This window comes from Phocaeicola sp. (assembly GCF_057861905.1).
This window is the reverse complement of the sequence record NZ_DBMACV010000008.1, coordinates 13,300-31,068: the sequence shown is the minus strand read 5'-3', so window position 1 is coordinate 31,068 and position 17,769 is coordinate 13,300. Positions and strand designations below refer to the sequence as shown.

Genomic DNA, 17,769 nt, shown 5'->3' with positions numbered 1-17,769 from the left:
TTCGTAAGACTCTGCGAATATCGAAATATCTTTCGAATTAAGCAAATGTTATTCGAATTATTTTTTCGATTTAATCTAAAAATAATAGGTATGAACGAAACTATTTTCGACAGAATCTCTACTATCGTAGAAAAATTTGGCAATGGGAAAAATACAGTATTCGCCTCATTAATAGGAGTTAGCGAAGCTAATGTAAGGAATTACAAAAACGGAGTAATGCCTAAAGCTGACTTTCTGGAAAAAATCGCAAGAAGTTTCGATATAAATATAAATTGGCTCCTTACAGGCGAAGGCAACATGCTCAGTTCTGAGTCTGAAAAGGAAGAAAAACTGCCATCCGTAAACCAAACATACGAAGGCGCACCCTACTTTAATGTGGATTTTATCGGAGGATTTGATGTAATCGTGAATGACCAGACGCGGAATCCTGACTTCTACATTAATTATCCTCCCTACAACCAGGAAGGAGTGGTGTGGTGTAACCTAACCGGTCACTCCATGGAGCCAGAGATAAGCAATGGTGACATTATCGCACTTCGTGAAGTAACGACACCTATCCAGTATCTCCCAGCCGGAGAAATATACGGCATCGTTACAGAAGAATACCGCACAGTAAAGAGAATACGGTTAAGCCAAAAAGAAGGTTTTGTCCGGCTCATCCCTTCGAACAAAAGCGAAGAGTTCTGCGAGCAGGAAATCCCTATCAGCATGATCCTTAAAGTATATGCTGTTCTGGGAAGTATCAGGAAGTTCTTTTAACGCAAACAAATACCATAAGTAAAATGAAAAAACTATTATTAATTCTGGCAATGATTTTGCCAATGTTTATTACAAGCTGTTCTGATGATGAAGAAGCTACAGTTCTGACAGGTACAACATGGGAATCGACTGAAGAATACGGTGGAATTGTGTATTTAAGGTGGACTCTTACTTTTCAAGAAAGTACATTCTCCATTACGATGGATGAAGATGCTGATGCAGATGGCGTTTTCGATAAGAAAGATTCCGCATCAGGTTCTTATTCAGTAGACGGCAATAATGTTTCGCTGAATGCAGAAGGCTTGACAATGAGTGGAACATTCAGTGATAATGTGATGCACCTGGATTCCGGTGAAGAAGGTGGCGAATTCGTTTATTATAAGAAATAACGCTTTATTGGTATTTAAAAGGCGATTAAAACAATAATAATTATGGGAACGTTCATAAAAGAGATTGTCTATAATCAAGCTTTTATAGACCAGACATCCCGTCGTAAAGGAGATGAAAGGAACAGGGAGTTCTGGCAGAAAATGGAAAGCCTTCATATTAGCTACCCCGATTGTGATATTCTTATCGAAGCGTACGCTAAGGAGCACTTTTCTACCGGGATTGCAGAAGACCTTAAAATTACTTGCAGTTCTCCGGATGTTCAGGATTTGGCGAATCGCATATACAACACTGATTATTATGTCGTTCCTCTAAAGCTATCGGAACTGGGATGTGCGGAAAAAGACGAGGTGATTGCTCATATCTTGCAAAACGGCTGATACAATCAGTCAAGTATAAATGCATGTCTATGTAATCACTCACAGATACATTCTCCTGTATTACAGGAGTTATCATCGTGTTGAAATGGGGGGCTTTTACAATTAGATTCCCCTTTTCATCCACAAAATCAAAAGAAACAATCAATTTTCCTGCCATACTCCTAAAAATAGCTCCCGGACTTTCACCGGGAGCGTTCACCTTAAACCAAATACCTATAAAAACGCAAATTCCAAAAAAGTATTGGGGCAGAACCCGGACTCGAACCGGAATCTGAAGCAGCTTACCCGGGAGCTCTTCCGCACTATCCTGATTATGCTATTCTGCATCATTTCTACACGCACACACACGTTTTCACAGTAAAAATACGCATTATCATCCAAATAATCACTATAAATCAACAACTTACATTAATTTTACCGCATAATCAATTCGAAAATATATAATACTATCTATATCAAAATATATACTAAAACACACTAATTGCACACATAGAAAGTAATCTCCCACCAAATACACGCCTTAAAACCAGTTAAAAAGGTATGCCCAACTTTTTATTTTGTGCATAGAATGAATAAAAAAGGGTATGCCCAACTAGTATGCCCAACCCCTTTTTTAACATTTAAGAAAGAGATTCTAACACCGCTTGTTTTTCCCGTATAAATGGGTACTTAAACAGATTTCTAAACGCCTAAACAGACATAAATAAAGACCGAAATAAGCCTTTACAGCCTATTCCAGCCCCGTTTAGGTGATATTTATAGGGTGATGTAACAAAAACGTATTTAAAGCCCGCGTTTAGGCCGTTTAGATGTAAAGCCGATGTAAAGTAATGTCACATTTCGTTTTGTGTTTCCATGAAAGCCCATTTTCGTTTAACTTGCTGATAAACAAAACACAACAATATTTTTGCCGCCGTTCTATCTTACACAATTCGTTCTGATGCCCGTAAAATGTGATTTTTATCCTAAAAGGATATATAAATCTAAAAGTCATTTCATCCACCTATTTTGTGTATACATTCAAACAACACTTAAATACGACTTAAATAGCAGATAATTCTTTTTGATACAACATAGTATCTGTATAAGTTAATTATAATTCATTCTTGCATTAAACTCTGCTTTATTGGCATCTTTGTATGAATTACCAATATTTTGAATGGCAAACCACACAAAGGCAATTCTCTAAACTCATACAATATTCTATAAAGAATAATAGTAATGAAGAAATAATCATTATGAACTATTTTTCAATCTGCTTCATTGTACTTGTTATCTTGCAGCCAGGTAAACCATTTTACGGCTTAGCAATATCCATAAAAGCATAGTTTCCACACTATTCAAAATATAATGCTACCACAGACAATTTAAGGTGAGTAAAAGAAAAAGCCTCCCAGATACCTTGACTATTAATAAATAATTGTACCTTTAACCAAGGTATACAACTAACAGAAATTTGAATATAACTATATGTCAGAAATATCTAATATAAAAATATAAACATTATGCATATGAAAAACAACACCTACTACATACATCTATAAAAAGCAAAAAAGGAATAATACACAATTACTCTTTCGTCACCTAAAATAAAGAAAACTGAATCAACAACAAAAAGAAAAGCAAACACTATTTCTTTATATCTAAATACAAAAAATATGACAATATCGTATATCAAAAGCCTAAGCATAATCATAACAATTTTAATCGCATCAGCTTGCATGCCCTCTACAACAAGCACCCAAAATGAGAATCAAATAGAAACTCCACGCGAACTCTACGGAGCTCTTTTCACGGATGTATTGAATAACGATTCACTCTTCGGCAAACATAAACTTTTTGGAGACTCCAAAGATTTTATGGACTGCACTCCCAAAAGAGAAATGAGTGATATTTTATCCGACTATAAGAAACTTTCAAATAAAAACAGCACCTCATGTCTGAAGCAATTTCTTTTAGAGAATTTCGATATACCTTCCACCCATAATACTCCCCAATTTTCCGATAGCAGTGACATCAATACTCATATTAAAACATTATGGAAAGTTCTGCGCCGTAGTGCCAATAATCAGAAATTCAATGGAACACTATTGCCATTACAGCATGATTATATTGTTCCAGGGGGACGATTTAGAGAAATCTATTATTGGGATAGTTACTTTACGATGTTAGGTTTATTTGCCGACGGAGAAATAGAACTGGTTGAAAACATGATAAATAACTTTGCCGACATGATAACCCATATCGGATTTATACCCAATGGAAACAGAAGCTACTACGCAAGCCGTTCACAGCCTCCTTTCTTCTCCTATATGGTGGAAGCCTTCGCTGAATATAAATCATCAGATTCTATATATGTTACATATCTTAATGCCTTACAGGCTGAATATAATTTCTGGATGAAAGGCAACCAACAATTATCAACATCAAATAAATTTCAAAATCATTGCGTAAGAATGCACGATGGAGAAATACTAAACCGCTATTATGATTCATCCGATACTCCACGCGAGGAAATGTATCGAAATGACGTGGAAACAGCAAAACAATTAAAAGAGATCAATCCTAATTTCAACGAAAAAGAACTTTTTAGGAATCTTCGTTCCGGAGCAGAATCGGGATGGGACTTTTCAAGCAGATGGCTCAAAGATTATGATAATCTTTATTCCATTCATACAACTGATATTATTCCTATAGACCTTAACTGCCTAATGTATCATTTGGAATGCACTCTCTCTAAATGTTATGCTGTCTATGGCGATAAAGAAAAAGCAAAACTTTATACACAAAAATCCGAGAACAGAAAAAATGCTATAATCAAATATCTATGGAATAAAGAAGCTAATTATTTTATGGATTATGATATAATTCAAAACAATTTCACCAACAACTTTTCACTGGCCGGAATTTTTCCGCTCTTCGCAAGAATAGCTCAAAAAGAACAGGCAGAAAAGGTTGCCAAAGAGATACAAACCCGTTTCTTGAAAGATGGAGGTGTAGTTATTACATTATACCATACCGGACAACAATGGGATTATCCAAACGGCTGGGCTCCTCTCCAGTGGATTACGTATAAAGGATTAAAAAATTACTCATACGACAAGTTAGCCGATGAAATAAAGAAACGCTGGACTCAAATGGTAGAATATGTATATTCTGAAACAGGCAAATTACTTGAGAAATATGATGTCATAAATGTCAGCACTACTGGTGGAGGTGAATATCCTAACCAGGATGGTTTCGGATGGACAAACGGTGTCTATAGAGCGTTCTGTACATCAAAATAAGCCACATTTTTCATCACTATAAAAATATTTTCTGCAAATATGAGTACAAAATTACCAACAATAAATTCCGTATTCATATTTGCAGAAATATAATCCGATGACTTTAAATATCCGGACAAAAGAAATGTAAAAGTATTTTTTCAGTAAGCCTACGATAAACACACTCTTTGAAATTACATCAAATATTTCTGACAGCATCATGAATTTATTGATTAATTTCAAATCAGACCGTACAATTACTCAATATTTACTCTGAATACCTCATCTACGTTCTGAATACGGGAAATCATATCTATCGCTGTCTGTAATTCTTCTGCCGAATGTACAGCAAAGTCAATGGAAGTTTCCACAATACGGTCGATGGTCACTGTGGTCAATTTGGAGATAGACAAGCTCTGCTGCTCCGTCACACATGCCACAACATCGCTCAACAAATGATACCGGTCTACTCCACGAATACGGATTCGCACCGGATACAGTAACTTTTCATTTTCCTCGAAATTAACGGCAACGATAGAATCCCCGTATTCTGATGCCAGCCGGATTGCTGTCGGACAATTACGCTTATGCAATGTGATATGTCCGTCGGTATCTTTAAATCCAATAACCTCATCACCCGGCAATGGATGGCAACAGGTACACCGCTTATACGGAATGGTAGAACGATTTACCAAGTAATTACGCAAATTACGTTTTGCCTTGTATGTCAGCACATAATTTATCCAGTCCGCATCTGGTACAGCATCTTCCGAAGTACCTATTTCTACGCAATCCCCACGGTGTAGCACCGTTTTCACAGACGACAACTTACCGTTTATACGGGCATAGAGGGCATGAAGTCCTACCTTACTGTGTATTTCAAAAGCAAAATCCAGAGCAATTGCCCCTTTGGGCAGGATAATCCCCCTACCCTGAGGTGTGAAAACCATGATATCATCGTTGTAGAAAGACGCAGTCACACCGTCCATATAATCAATCTCACTACTATTGGCTACATCTTGCAACAACAACTTAAATTTCTCCAGCCATGCCTTCACATTATCCTCCGTCCGTTCTGCCGTACAGCCAAGACGAGAATTACGAACCATCCTCTCCGAAGAAATATGCATTTCCTCCCATCCGCCCTGTGCATTCAGCAGCTTGACATGGAAACTCTGATAACCATTTTCCTTGGGGGCATTGATATAATTAGACACACTTCCCGGACGCTCCTTAAAGTTATCGGTAAGCACGGCATAAATATGAAGACTCTCTTTCTTTTCTTCATGCAGATTAGGAGCATCATAAATAATACGTATATAATGTTTACCGTCTACATGATTGAAATCGCATCCTTTCGACTGCATTTTCCGCCAGATACTATAAGGCATGCGGTTCCGAAGTTCTGTACGCGCCTGAATACCGTTCTCCTTCAACAACGCCTCGATTTTAGCTATAAATTCATTGATATGCACAAGTTCCGCCGCCTCTTCCTTTTGCTGTAACAACTGAAGATGTCTATATTCTCGCGGACATCGGTAATTGAATGAAAGATTTTCCAACTCCGTTTTCACATGATACAATCCCAGTCTATTTGCCAAAGGAGCATAGAAATAATCCGTTTCCCCGGCAATCTTCATCTGTTTATCAGGACTCATGCTATCCAGTGTCCGCATATTATGAAGCCGGTCGGCCAGCTTGATCAGTATCGCACGCACATCATACTGTACGGAAGCCAGAATCTGCCGAAAATTGTCGACTTGTTTAGAACGCTCATACCGCTCTTTCTTCTGTTTGGTTACCACACCTACAAGAAAAGCCACGTCATCTCCAAAACGTTGACGGATATCTTCGATGGTATAAGGAGTATCTTCCACTACGTCATGTAAGAAAGCGGCAATTATCGGATTGGTTCCCAGTTCAAGTTCTTCAGCCACAATACGAGCCACCGCAATAGGGTGGATGATATAAGGTTCACCGGTCTTGCGTTTCTGGTTCTTATGTGCTTCGGCAGCCAAAGCGTATGCTGCACGAATGCGTTTCATATCTTCGGCCGATACCCTTGATTCCAAGAAATGAAACAACTGGCTGACACTTTCATTAATATGAGCAATATAGTCGTCCATAATTTGTATGTATTGTGTATTTTTTCGATTATCCCATACAAAATTACTTTTTTATTTTGTTTTTTTTATAATATATCAAGGAATTTTACCTCGATTATTTCAGCGTAATCTGGTTGTCCTGTCCAACTTATATCCCAAAGCTAAACTCTGCAACTTGTTTTCTGTCAGGCTTAATAGAAATCACAACTGACGTTACAGCACATATTGTGCCAATACCCGTTGTATCTCAATAATGTTCGAATCCCTGCCAAAGTTCTGTTCCAAAGGTTCTTCACTTCCCCTTATCCAGATTTTCATCTCTGCATCCATATCAAATGTTCCGGCTGTTTCTACCGAAAAACGTTCGATGGAACGATATGGCACAGACAGATATTCTCTTTTTTTACCTGTCACTCCCTGAATATCCTGAATAATCAGACGTTTATTGGTAAATACCCATTTATCCCTGATCAGCTTATAAGCTCTTTCAATATGCTCTCCGTCGCAAAGCAGCGCTCCGAATTCTTTTTGTAAACCGGCAATATCCATTTCGGATACATTGCCGAAAATTGCGTTCATTATTCCCATAGTTGATTTTATTGCTGTTATTTTAAATCTTATTCCGTCGGAAAGATAAACGAAAAATAGCAGATTAACCAATAATTATGCTGAAAAGCCGTTTTGTTTTTGTACAAATTCTAATTTTTTTTGTACAAAAAATAAAAAAACGTGCCGACGTTTTTGAGGGTTTCTCTGCATGCATTATCCGTCATTACTTCATCAGTACATCATAAAAGGTCTTGGGAAGGATGATGTTCGGCACGTCGAGTGCATCGGCAAACAACGGAGCGATTTCTCTGTCCTTAAATCCCGCTATTCCACAACCGATTCGGGTTACCCAAAACTTGTATTCCGGATGTGCTTTGGCGTATGCTATAAAATCTTTTACATAGGGACGGATGGTTTCTACTCCTCCCTGCATGGTAGGTATGGCGTAACATTGTCCGGTCATTCCAACGCCTGTCCCCCACTTTGCTCCAAATCTTTCGTAGGCCAGCCGGGCAGCTCCTCCACCGTGATGCCCTGCCAGATTGGAACCAAAGACAAATATCTCACCCGGTTTCAGCGAAGAAATACGGTCGGGCGTACACTCTCTGGTTTTCACCGGCGTATGTCCGGCTATATATTTCGCATAACATGAAGCATAAGCCCCTTCAGCCAGCCGCTTCAGCAGGCTGAGAAATTCTTCAGGCAACAGAGCAAGTACCTTGTCTGCTATAGATGAGGGAATTTCCTGATAGTATGCTTCAGCCACTGCCCCCGTGATGCAGGCCAGTGTATCGCTGTCGCCTCCTATGGAAACCGCCAGCCGAACGGCACTCTCCATGTCCTTGCTTTCGAGAAAAGCAATCAGTGCCTGCGGAACCGTGCCCTGACAACTCGAATCCCAACGGTAGGTCTGATGCAAATGCTCCCAGCTTTCATTCAGGTTGTAACCGAACCGTTTTTCAATATATTGTTTGATTTCTTCTTTCCCACTGCCGGTACGTGCCAGATAGACCGCTGCCGCTACTGCCTGCGCACCCTTTATTCCTTCGGGATGATTGTGCGTAATGGAAGCCGAGATACCGGCTACTCTCTCGGTTTCTTCCAACGTATCGAACAGCCAGCCTATGGATGAAACTCGCATGGCTGAGCCGTTTCCCCAAGAGTTGTAAGGACACCGACGTACTGCCGGCTTTCCGGTTATGTCGTCTGTCAGGCTTTGAGGATGAAAGAGCCACAGACGGAACTTGCCTCCGTAACCACCCATCGGACAAGGATAGGAGTTTGCTATTTTTACCATACATTCTTCCAGCAACTGATGTGGGTAAGCCGTATCACCTGCTGCCTTGCACTTCATCGCCCAATCGGCTACCGCCATGGTCATGACGGTATCGTCTGTATAATTACTGGAAGGAGAAAACATCTGAAAACCGTAATCGTGGGTATTGTGGAACTCGTATACGGAACCAACAACATCACCAAGAACTGCACCTAACATAGCATGATATTTTAAAGATCATACAAATGTAAAGAAATTTTCTTCCATTCCGACAAATAATACGTACTATTTGTCATAAAACATGCCAAAGAAATGCATTTCCACCATTTTTAATTATTTAAATTTATGTTAATGTGACATTCCAAGTACCTATCAAAACCCGATATTTCTTTACTTTGCATGCAAACTAAAGAGAACTTAAACGAGGTCCGACAGCCTGTCATACCCAGACAGCTTTCGGGTATAATTATTAGATTTAAAAGAATGGACTTAACCAACAAGCTTTACAAGGTTTTTCTGATTGCCGGAAGTGAACCGCTGGGTACAGCGGGCATGCAGGCCGACATCAAATCGGTTTCGGCATGTGGAGGCTACGCTGCCGGTGCCATTACATGCATCGTCGATGAAGACACAATCAAGGTAAAAAGCATACACACGATTCCCCCTAAAATGGTAACCGATCAGGCGTATTCGTTTCTGGAGGATGTAGGCGCCGATTGTATCAAGACGGGCATGCTTTATTCCAAGGAACTGGTAGTAGCTATCGGAGAAGTAATAGAAAAACAAACCATACCTATTGTGATAGACCCTGTCATGGTATCGTCAGCCGGTGACAAGTTATTGCAGGACGACGCGATTCAGGCCTATAAGGATCATCTTTTCCCCCACTCTACCATCATTACGCCCAACCGGAGAGAGGCGGATTTGCTATTGGGAAAGAGCCTGACAAAGGATAACATGAAGGAATATATCCCCGAGCTGAGCAAATGGGGAAACTGCGTTATCGTCAAATCCATCGAAGACGGAGATTATTTGATTGACGTGTACTACAATCCCGCCAACAAGTGCTTCAAGGTGTACAAGAAGGCACGCATACAGACCAAGAACGTAAATGGTACAGGTGACACGTTTGCTTCTTCTATAGCCACTTATCTGGCAAGAGGATATGACATGAACACGGCTGTCGACAAAGCGGAAAACTTTATCTACAACGCTATTCTCTATGGCTCTAATGTCAAGTTCGGCTCTGGATATGGTCCTGTTTATCCGTTTTACGAGAATTTAAGCAATTTCCTGAAAGAAGATATCCAGTATGCAGCAGCCATACAAGTAGAGCAGTACACAATTTAACGAGAAAATATATTGTTAACTATATTTACCATAGAATATGAATACTGATACAACGAAACCAGACACGATGCAGACAAGACTGAACGAACTGGCAAAACGGACTATGTGTTACGATGAAGGCGACCCCAAACGTATACAGCACCTCATAAAAGTACATTACTTTGCCCGACTGATTGGAATGTCCGAACAACTTGCTCCCGAGGTGTTGTTCATTCTTGAAGCGGCTGCCATCGTACACGACATCGGAATCCATATCTGCGAAAAGAAATATGGTACATGCGACGGTAAACATCAAGAACTCGAAGGTCCGGCCGTTGCTAAAAATATTTTGTCAGAAACTGGAGGCTTCACCCCAAAGCAGACAGAACGTATCTGCTGGCTGGTAGGACATCACCACACATACCATGATATTACGGCAATAGACCACCAGATTCTGGTAGAAGCGGATTTTCTGGTAAATATTTATGAAGACAATCTTCCGCTCGAAGCTATTAGAAAAGTTAGACAAACAATATTTAAGACAGCTTCAGGCATAGAACTGCTCGATAAGATGTTTTTACAGACATATTCTCCTTCAGGCAACTAACCAAAGAGATCCCTCTGCTACCGACCTTGAGTTCATGATGAAGAGGCGGGAGCAGAGGGATCACCTTTCTGTCAATTTATCCCCAATATAGTTATTACGCACCGGTAAGTATCCGGTATGTCGCTTTCATTATTTCAAAAGGACTTCATTAATCCCTTTTTCCAAAACTTCCTCCGGCAAGGCACCTTGCGAGGCCTGAGGCTTTCCATCCATAGGAATGAAAACAAGTGTGGGCAAACTGGTTATACCGAAAGCAGCAGCAAGTTCACGTTCCTTATCCGTATCAACCTTGTATACTACAATCTTGTCTTTATATTTTTCTGCCAGTTTCTCCAGTACAGGCGACAGTCTGCGGCAAGGGCCGCACCAGTCGGCATAAAAATCGACAATTGCCGGCTTCGTTCCTTTATATACCCACTTATCCGGATTTTTTTCATAATCGTAAACCTTCTCGATGAATTCCGATTTTGTGACATGAACCACCTGCCCGTTCTCTCCGTAAGCCATGCATCCGATCATAAAAACGGACACCAATAACAAAAATATCTTTTTCATGTAAAATTCACTTTTAATGTAATATTTATTTACCCTCCAGCAAAACATTCTGAATGGCTTCCACCAATGTCTTCTTAGGCAATGCTCCCTGCGCCATCTGCGGTGCACCTGTCATCGGAACAAAAAGTAAAGTAGGCACAGTTCTGATTCTGAAAAGAGCAGCCAGCTCCTCTTCTTCATCCACATTTACTTTATATACATCCACCCGGCCGGCATATTCTTCAGCTATTTCCTCCAGCACGGGAGCCAGCATCTTGCACGGACCGCACCAAGTCGCATAAAAATCAATTATTGCCGGGCGTTCACCCAGAAACTTCCATTCAGGATTTGCTTCATAGTTTGCCACTTTTGCCAAGAAATCGGCCTTTGTAAGATTTACAGCTTTCATATTCAATCAATGTTTAAAGTTTATATTTCATTTACGGAACAAATGCTGTTATGTTTTATGAACATGAGGTATTTGTTACTGATGCAAAAATACAATGCACAAGAAAGGTTTACAACAGCTTTTTTCTATCTTTGCATAGATAAAATCTATAGAACTATGACTTTACAGCAAATGGAATATATTGTGGCACTGGACAAGTATCGTCACTTTGTACTGGCTGCCGAGGCTTGTGGGGTAACTCAACCTACACTGAGTGCCATGATACAAAAGTTGGAAGAAGAGCTGGATGTCAAAATTTTCAGCCGTGACCGGAAAAACATCACCCCTACCAGCATTGGAGAAAAAATCATCCGACAGGCAAAAATCACACTGAATGAAACTCAGAAAATCAAAGAAGTGGTAGCCGACGAAAGCAGCAACATGAACGGAAACCTGCGTATCGGTATTCTTCCTACCATTGCACCCTATCTTGTTCCCGATTTTATTTACTATTTCCGGAAGTCTTATCCCAACGTAAATCTGTTTATCGACGAAAAGGAAAACAGGTCACTGATACAGGATCTCAGGTTCGGCAACCTTGATATTGCGATAACGACACCCCCCGAAGCTCACGCCAACATTCTGGAAATTCCGGTGTATGTAGAAAAGTTTGTCGCTTACTTTTCGGAAACATGCAGCAAGGCACGGCAAATGATTGTGAACGGCAATCTTCCTCCGGAACAGATGTGGATTCTGAAAGAAGGTCACTGTATTCCCAATGGAGGCATCAATTTATGCGAAAACAAGGACATCGGCAATCATATCTATGAAGCCGGAAGTATTGATACGCTTATCAAAATTGTGGACAGAAACGGTGGGTATACAATCATTCCCGAACTACATATCAGCACGTTAAATGAGAAGCAAAAGGAAAATATTCAGACATTGAACGTAAATCCGCCGGCACAGCGAACGGTTTCTATCCTAATAAAAGATGACTTTATCAGAGAGCGGATTGTGAATGCCGTGCTCGACACCATAAAAGCCATTATCCCGTCGCACATGATGGATGAACGTTTCAAAACGCTTGCAATCAAACTCAGATAAACCGTCGGCTGATTGCGTACTGGCTTTTGTCACATTTTTTCATACGAACCGGCAGTTGACTGAGAATTTACACTTGGTCATAGACTGACAGAAAAAGGTAAACGGATGTCAGCAAAAACAGATATTTGCTTACTCCCTACCTTTGCACCGGATAACGAATAAGTTTGTTCTGTTAATAGGCCTACGGTTGAATGTAATAAATTGCATACTTCATTGCATCCGTTTCTTAAATTTCTATTTTTGTTTAACAAATAAGGAAGTAATTTATGCGCAGATGTCTGCAAAAAGACCACGAGATTTTTGGATAAACATAAAGACATTTTTTTAAAACATCATTATGTTTTCTGAAAAACGCCATGAGAGCAGACAAAAATGCTCAAAAACGACAGAATATTTTCTAAAAGAGATTTTCAGGACACCAAGTTCAATTAAACAGAAAGCTCATAAATCCGAAAGAATACAAGACAATGCAACATTCAGACCTCCCCTTAAACTTACAATAAGACTGTCAGACGACAAGAATAGACGCTTCATGTTTTTTACCAAGCCGATAAGAATCCGTTTTTTCCGAGCGCACCTGTTCCACTCCGCAATATACACATTCTCGGCAAGGCAAATTTTCAAAATGTCATTTTGATTAAAAGGAAAAGATTATCTGAAAGTAATCCACTTGTTACTCATGAAGTTGATTCCTCCGTAAACAAACAGTCCGAGGAACTGAGCAAGATACTCATTGCATCCACAAATTTCTACAAGGAAAAGAAGAAACAAGAATTGTGCACCATATGCCACAGCAAAAGCACAGGAAAAGAACAAGATTTCATGCCAGATAGTATTTTTCTTCCGGTCGGCTTCAAACGGAAAAATCCAATATTTACACCATATAAAGTTATGAATCTGCGCCACTACATAAGCCACTACATTGGCTATCATGTAATGTTCGCCCTCTATATGCATCAATAATCCCACGATCAATGCAGTAATCAGGGCATTCAGCGTTCCCACAATGGCAAAACGCATAATACGGACAGACTCTCTCATTAAAGGTAATTTGGAAAAGGCATAAAAAGATTTCGAGACAAAGCAAGTATAGTCTTCCCGACTATCTGCCTTGCCCGAAATAATTATATCTTTTAAATAACAACGTTGTCAGATATTCAGTCTTTAATCTCTACTTTCAGATTAAGTTCGTCAAGCTGCTTCTGGTCGAGGTAACCCGGTGCATCCAGCATGACATCGCGTCCGGAGTTGTTCTTCGGGAAAGCGATACAGTCGCGGATTGAATCGAGTCCGGCAAACAATGAAACCCAACGGTCAAGACCATAAGCCAGACCTCCGTGAGGAGGTGCACCAAACTTGAAGGCGTTCATCAGGAAGCCAAACTGTTCCTGAGCTTTTTCGGGAGTAAATCCTAAAATTTCGAACATCTTAGCCTGAAGCTGTGAATCGTGGATACGGATAGATCCACCACCTACTTCAACGCCATTGACTACCATATCGTATGCATCGGCACGAACGGCTGCCGGATCAGTATCAAGCAATGGAATATCTTCGTCCTTCGGATGAGTGAACGGATGGTGCATTGCCATCAGTCGGCCTTCTTCTTCGCTCCATTCGAACATCGGGAAGTCTACTACCCACAAGCAAGCAAACTGGTTCTTGTCGCGCAGTCCCAGTTGGTTACCCATTTCCAGACGAAGTTCGCACAACTGCTTGCGAGTCTTCATGGCGTCATCGCCGCTCAAAATCAGAATCAGGTCACCCGGTTTGGCACCGAAAGCTTCTTTCATCTGCTGAAGCACTTCCTGGCTATAGAACTTATCGACGCTCGACTTCACATTACCGTCGGCTTCCACACGTGCGTAAACCAGTCCCTTTGCACCAATCTGCGGACGTTTCACGAACTCTGTCAACTGATCGAGCTGCTTACGTGTATAGTGTGCAGCACCTTCGGCACAGATACCACCAATATAAGCTGCATTGTCGAATACAGAGAAGCCATAGCCTTTCAGGATATCCATCAGTTCGACAAACTTCATGCCGAAACGCAAATCGGGTTTATCGCTACCATAGTACTTCATGGCATCGGCCCACGGCATACGGATAAACGGTTCTGTCAGTTCCACACCGCGCAGTTCCTTGAACAGATGCTTAGCCATACCCTCGAACATCTGAATGATGTCTTCCTGTTCAACGAAACTCATTTCACAGTCAATCTGGGTAAATTCCGGCTGACGGTCGGCACGAAGGTCTTCATCGCGGAAACATTTTACAATCTGGAAGTAACGGTCGAAACCAGAAACCATCAGCAACTGCTTCAATGTCTGCGGTGACTGCGGCAGTGCGTAGAATTGTCCCGGATTCATACGAGAAGGAACAACGAAATCGCGTGCGCCTTCCGGAGTAGAACCAATTAACATCGGAGTTTCAACTTCAAGGAATCCCTTGCTGTCGAGATAACGGCGTACCTCCATCGTCATACGATGACGCAGTTCCAGATTCTTGCGGACTGCTGTACGACGCAGGTCAAGGTAACGATATTTCATACGGAGATCATCTCCGCCGTCAGTATTGTCTTCGATAGTAAATGGAGGAGTCAGTGCTGTATTCAGGATATTCAGCTCTGAAACGATGATTTCAATTTCTCCGGTCGGGAGATTGCTGTTCTTACTTGAACGTTCGCTGACTTGTCCTTTTACCTGTATCACAAACTCACGTCCTAAATGATTGGCACGGTCACACAGTTCTGCATTCACATCTGTATTGAACACCAACTGAGTAATGCCATAACGGTCACGGAGATCGACAAATGTCATTCCGCCCATTTTACGTGTACGCTGCACCCATCCGGCAAGTGTCACGTTTTTACCCGCATCGGCAAGTCTTAACTCGCCGCATGTATTCGTTCTGAACATATTTTTTCTATTTATGGACACTTATAATTTGTGACAAAGGTAGCACATGTTTTTGATTTATGCAATAAATTTGCGTCTGCAAACAAGGGAAAGGTTTTGACAGACCTTACAAATGACCTGTAAAATGAGCTTACATTATAATAAAACAAACGACTTGACCCAAGGCGGTATTACGGGAACAATGTTGCGCTTTGCAGTTCCAATGATTCTGGGCAACCTGCTGCAACAATGCTATAACATAGCCGATACATTCATCGTGGGACATTATCTGGGAGCGGATGCGCTGGCAGCTGTAGGATCGGCCTATACACTCATGGTATTTATCACATCGGTATTCATCGGGCTATGTATGGGCAGTGGTGCCGTATTCTCACTGCAATATGGGGCAAAGGATTACGAAGGCATGAAACGGAGTCTGGTTTCCTCACTCGTTCTGACGGGAGGCATCACACTGATTCTGAACGTCGCCGTGCTGGCGGGTATTCATCCTATCATCCGCCTGTTACAAACACCTGCTGAAATAGAGGGACTGATGTTCGACTATCTGTTCATTATCTTTTTAGGTATAGTGAGTACTTTCATCTACAATTATTACGCCTACCTGCTGCGTGCCTTGGGCAACTCTATTGTGCCGCTTTATTTTCTGGCTGTTTCCGTGGTACTGAATATAGTACTCGACCTGATTTTTATTCTGGTATGTCACTGGGGTGTGTCGGGAGCAGCAGCGGCTACCGTCATATCGCAGACCGTAGCAGCCGCCGGACTTTGCGTTTATGCTTTGTACCGTTTCCCGATTTTCAGGCTGAAACTGACTCATATCCGGCTACACAGACAGTCGATAAAGGAAATAGCCACTTATTCATCGCTGACATGTATGCAGCAGTCGGTGATGAACTTCGGGATTCTGATGGTGCAGGGACTGGTAAACAGTTTCGGAACAAGTGTAATGGCGGCTTTTGCCGTTGCTGTAAAAATAGATTCGTTTGCTTATATGCCGGTACAGGATTTCGGGAATGCATTCTCTACATTCGTTGCGCAGAATTTCGGAGCTGGACAACAGAAACGTATCCGGCAAGGAATCCGTAGCGCCTTCAGCGTTACAACTGGATTCTGTCTGCTGATCTCGGCTATTGTATTTATCTTCGCACGTCCACTGATGCAGCTTTTTATCGATGGAAGCGAGAATGAGATAATCAGTATCGGTGTAGAATATCTGCGGGTAGAGGGCAGCTTCTATGTGGGGATAGGCTATCTGTTCCTTTTATACGGATTTTATCGGGCTATACGTATGCCCGGCATGTCGGTCGTACTTACTGTTTTCTCCTTAGGGACACGAGTCCTGCTGGCATATGCACTGGCAGCAATACCGGCAATAGGCGTACACGGCATCTGGTGGTCTATCCCTGTCGGGTGGGCACTGGCCGACGCTTATGGCGTATGGTATTACCGGAAAGCGGTCAAGCGCGGTCTTTGGAATTCAAGATATGACTCTGTGCAAGATACTCGGGAGTAGCGGCATAGATGTACATCACGCTCCCGCCTTTGATGGTATCAATCAGCGGACGTGAAATTTTCTGCGGAACAGCAGGACATCCGAAGCTCCTTCCCAGTCTGCCTCCCGTACGGATAACTGAAGGATCGGCATAGGCAGCTCCGTGTACAACGATGGCACGTTCGCGGGCGCGGTCGTTTATTCCTTTTTCCAGTCCATCCAGAATCAGCGAATAGCCGTTCTTGCCCTGATAGGTAGATGCTGTAAGGTAAAATCCTAACGAACTTTTGTAGGAACCGTATTCGTTGGAAAAAGAAGTAGCATATACTCCTCCGCTGTTCTTGCCATGTGCAACGACCGATGAAAACAGCATTTTCTTTTCCTTCATATCGAATACATACAGACGCTTTTCGGTAGAAGGTTTGGAAAAATCGATTAAGGTAAGTATATCTCGTTTACGCTGCGCAATCCGGTAATATCCTGTCACCGCCTGACGGAAAGCTGTATAATTAACCGTACCCTCCAGTTGCATATCCCGGAACAGTTCGGCACATACATCGGGCTTTGCCACATGTTTAACTTCCGATACGGCAGACGCTCCCTCACCTACTCTGGTAAAGGAATATAAAAAAGATGCAAACAGAAAAAATACAGATAACGAAATACGCAGCATAA

Annotated in this window: 16 protein-coding genes; 8 read left to right on the top strand and 8 right to left on the bottom strand. The window is 41.5% G+C overall.

Features of this window, described 5'->3' with window-relative positions:
- Positions 1-90: 90 nt before the first annotated feature.
- The 4 genes from ACZM60_RS02690 (at position 91) to treF (ending at position 4,813) form a co-directional block, all read left to right on the top strand.
- Positions 91-759: an XRE family transcriptional regulator gene (locus ACZM60_RS02690; protein WP_489520736.1), complete on the top strand. Its 669-nt coding sequence runs from the start codon at positions 91-93 to the stop codon at positions 757-759.
- Positions 760-782: 23 nt separating this feature from the next.
- On the top strand, positions 783-1,148 hold the full coding sequence (locus ACZM60_RS02685; RefSeq protein ID WP_302559473.1) for a hypothetical protein: 366 nt from the start codon (positions 783-785) through the stop codon (positions 1,146-1,148).
- Positions 1,149-1,190: 42 nt separating this feature from the next.
- Positions 1,191-1,526 carry a hypothetical protein gene (locus tag ACZM60_RS02680; RefSeq protein WP_289550398.1) on the top strand — a complete coding sequence of 112 codons (336 nt, stop codon included), beginning with the start codon at positions 1,191-1,193 and terminating at the stop codon, positions 1,524-1,526.
- A 1,721-nt stretch (positions 1,527-3,247) separates the two neighbouring features.
- The gene (gene treF / locus ACZM60_RS02675) at positions 3,248-4,813 is read left to right on the top strand and encodes an alpha,alpha-trehalase TreF (protein WP_489520735.1); all 1,566 of its coding nucleotides are present in this window, start codon (positions 3,248-3,250) and stop codon (positions 4,811-4,813) included.
- A gap of 236 nt (positions 4,814-5,049) precedes the next feature.
- On the opposite strand, the gene ACZM60_RS02670 is transcribed toward treF, so the two are convergent.
- The 3 genes from ACZM60_RS02670 to ACZM60_RS02660 all read right to left on the bottom strand — a co-directional run bounded on the left by ACZM60_RS02670 (position 5,050) and on the right by ACZM60_RS02660 (position 8,941).
- Positions 5,050-6,918: a RelA/SpoT family protein gene (locus tag ACZM60_RS02670; protein ID WP_021971157.1), complete on the bottom strand. Its 1,869-nt coding sequence runs from the start codon at positions 6,916-6,918 to the stop codon at positions 5,050-5,052.
- A 192-nt stretch (positions 6,919-7,110) separates the two neighbouring features.
- Positions 7,111-7,485 (bottom strand): PH domain-containing protein, encoded by a 375-nt coding sequence (locus tag ACZM60_RS02665; protein ID WP_021971156.1) that lies wholly within the window; start codon positions 7,483-7,485, stop codon positions 7,111-7,113.
- 184 nt (positions 7,486-7,669) lie between these two features.
- Positions 7,670-8,941, bottom strand: coding sequence for an A1S_2505 family phage non-structural protein (locus tag ACZM60_RS02660; RefSeq protein ID WP_489520734.1), 1,272 nt, complete (start codon positions 8,939-8,941; stop codon positions 7,670-7,672).
- 264 nt (positions 8,942-9,205) lie between these two features.
- Here ACZM60_RS02660 and thiD point away from each other — a divergent pair, with 264 nt between their 5' ends.
- Positions 9,206-10,072 carry a bifunctional hydroxymethylpyrimidine kinase/phosphomethylpyrimidine kinase gene (gene thiD, locus ACZM60_RS02655; protein ID WP_021971154.1) on the top strand — a complete coding sequence of 289 codons (867 nt, stop codon included), beginning with the start codon at positions 9,206-9,208 and terminating at the stop codon, positions 10,070-10,072.
- Between the two features lie 37 nt (positions 10,073-10,109).
- Positions 10,110-10,658, top strand: coding sequence for an HD domain-containing protein (locus ACZM60_RS02650; protein WP_489520733.1), 549 nt, complete (start codon positions 10,110-10,112; stop codon positions 10,656-10,658).
- A gap of 129 nt (positions 10,659-10,787) precedes the next feature.
- Here the strand turns inward: ACZM60_RS02650 and trxA (ACZM60_RS02645) are convergent, their stop codons facing one another.
- Together trxA (ACZM60_RS02645) and trxA (ACZM60_RS02640) are read right to left on the bottom strand one after the other, a co-directional pair.
- Positions 10,788-11,213, bottom strand: a complete 426-nt coding sequence (trxA, locus tag ACZM60_RS02645; RefSeq protein WP_445323106.1) for a thioredoxin — start codon at positions 11,211-11,213, stop codon at positions 10,788-10,790.
- A 25-nt stretch (positions 11,214-11,238) separates the two neighbouring features.
- The gene (gene trxA / locus ACZM60_RS02640; protein ID WP_021971151.1) at positions 11,239-11,601 is read right to left on the bottom strand and encodes a thioredoxin; all 363 of its coding nucleotides are present in this window, start codon (positions 11,599-11,601) and stop codon (positions 11,239-11,241) included.
- Between the two features lie 156 nt (positions 11,602-11,757).
- Between trxA (ACZM60_RS02640) and ACZM60_RS02635 the strand changes: the two genes are divergently transcribed.
- A complete protein-coding gene (locus ACZM60_RS02635; RefSeq protein WP_489520732.1) occupies positions 11,758-12,687 on the top strand; it encodes a LysR substrate-binding domain-containing protein in 930 nt (309 codons plus the stop codon).
- A gap of 651 nt (positions 12,688-13,338) precedes the next feature.
- On the opposite strand, the gene ACZM60_RS02630 is transcribed toward ACZM60_RS02635, so the two are convergent.
- Positions 13,339-13,728 (bottom strand): GtrA family protein, encoded by a 390-nt coding sequence (locus ACZM60_RS02630; RefSeq protein WP_021971149.1) that lies wholly within the window; start codon positions 13,726-13,728, stop codon positions 13,339-13,341.
- A 116-nt stretch (positions 13,729-13,844) separates the two neighbouring features.
- Positions 13,845-15,602 carry an aspartate--tRNA ligase gene (gene aspS, locus ACZM60_RS02625; RefSeq protein WP_340318455.1) on the bottom strand — a complete coding sequence of 586 codons (1,758 nt, stop codon included), beginning with the start codon at positions 15,600-15,602 and terminating at the stop codon, positions 13,845-13,847.
- 124 nt (positions 15,603-15,726) lie between these two features.
- Between aspS and ACZM60_RS02620 the strand changes: the two genes are divergently transcribed.
- On the top strand, positions 15,727-17,115 hold the full coding sequence (locus ACZM60_RS02620) for an MATE family efflux transporter (protein WP_489520731.1): 1,389 nt from the start codon (positions 15,727-15,729) through the stop codon (positions 17,113-17,115).
- Here ACZM60_RS02620 and ACZM60_RS02615 read toward each other — a convergent pair.
- A complete protein-coding gene (locus ACZM60_RS02615) occupies positions 17,060-17,767 on the bottom strand; it encodes a murein L,D-transpeptidase catalytic domain family protein (RefSeq protein ID WP_489520778.1) in 708 nt (235 codons plus the stop codon). The two genes, ACZM60_RS02620 and ACZM60_RS02615, sit on opposite strands and share 56 nt — an antisense overlap.
- Between the last annotated feature and the right edge of the window lie 2 nt (positions 17,768-17,769).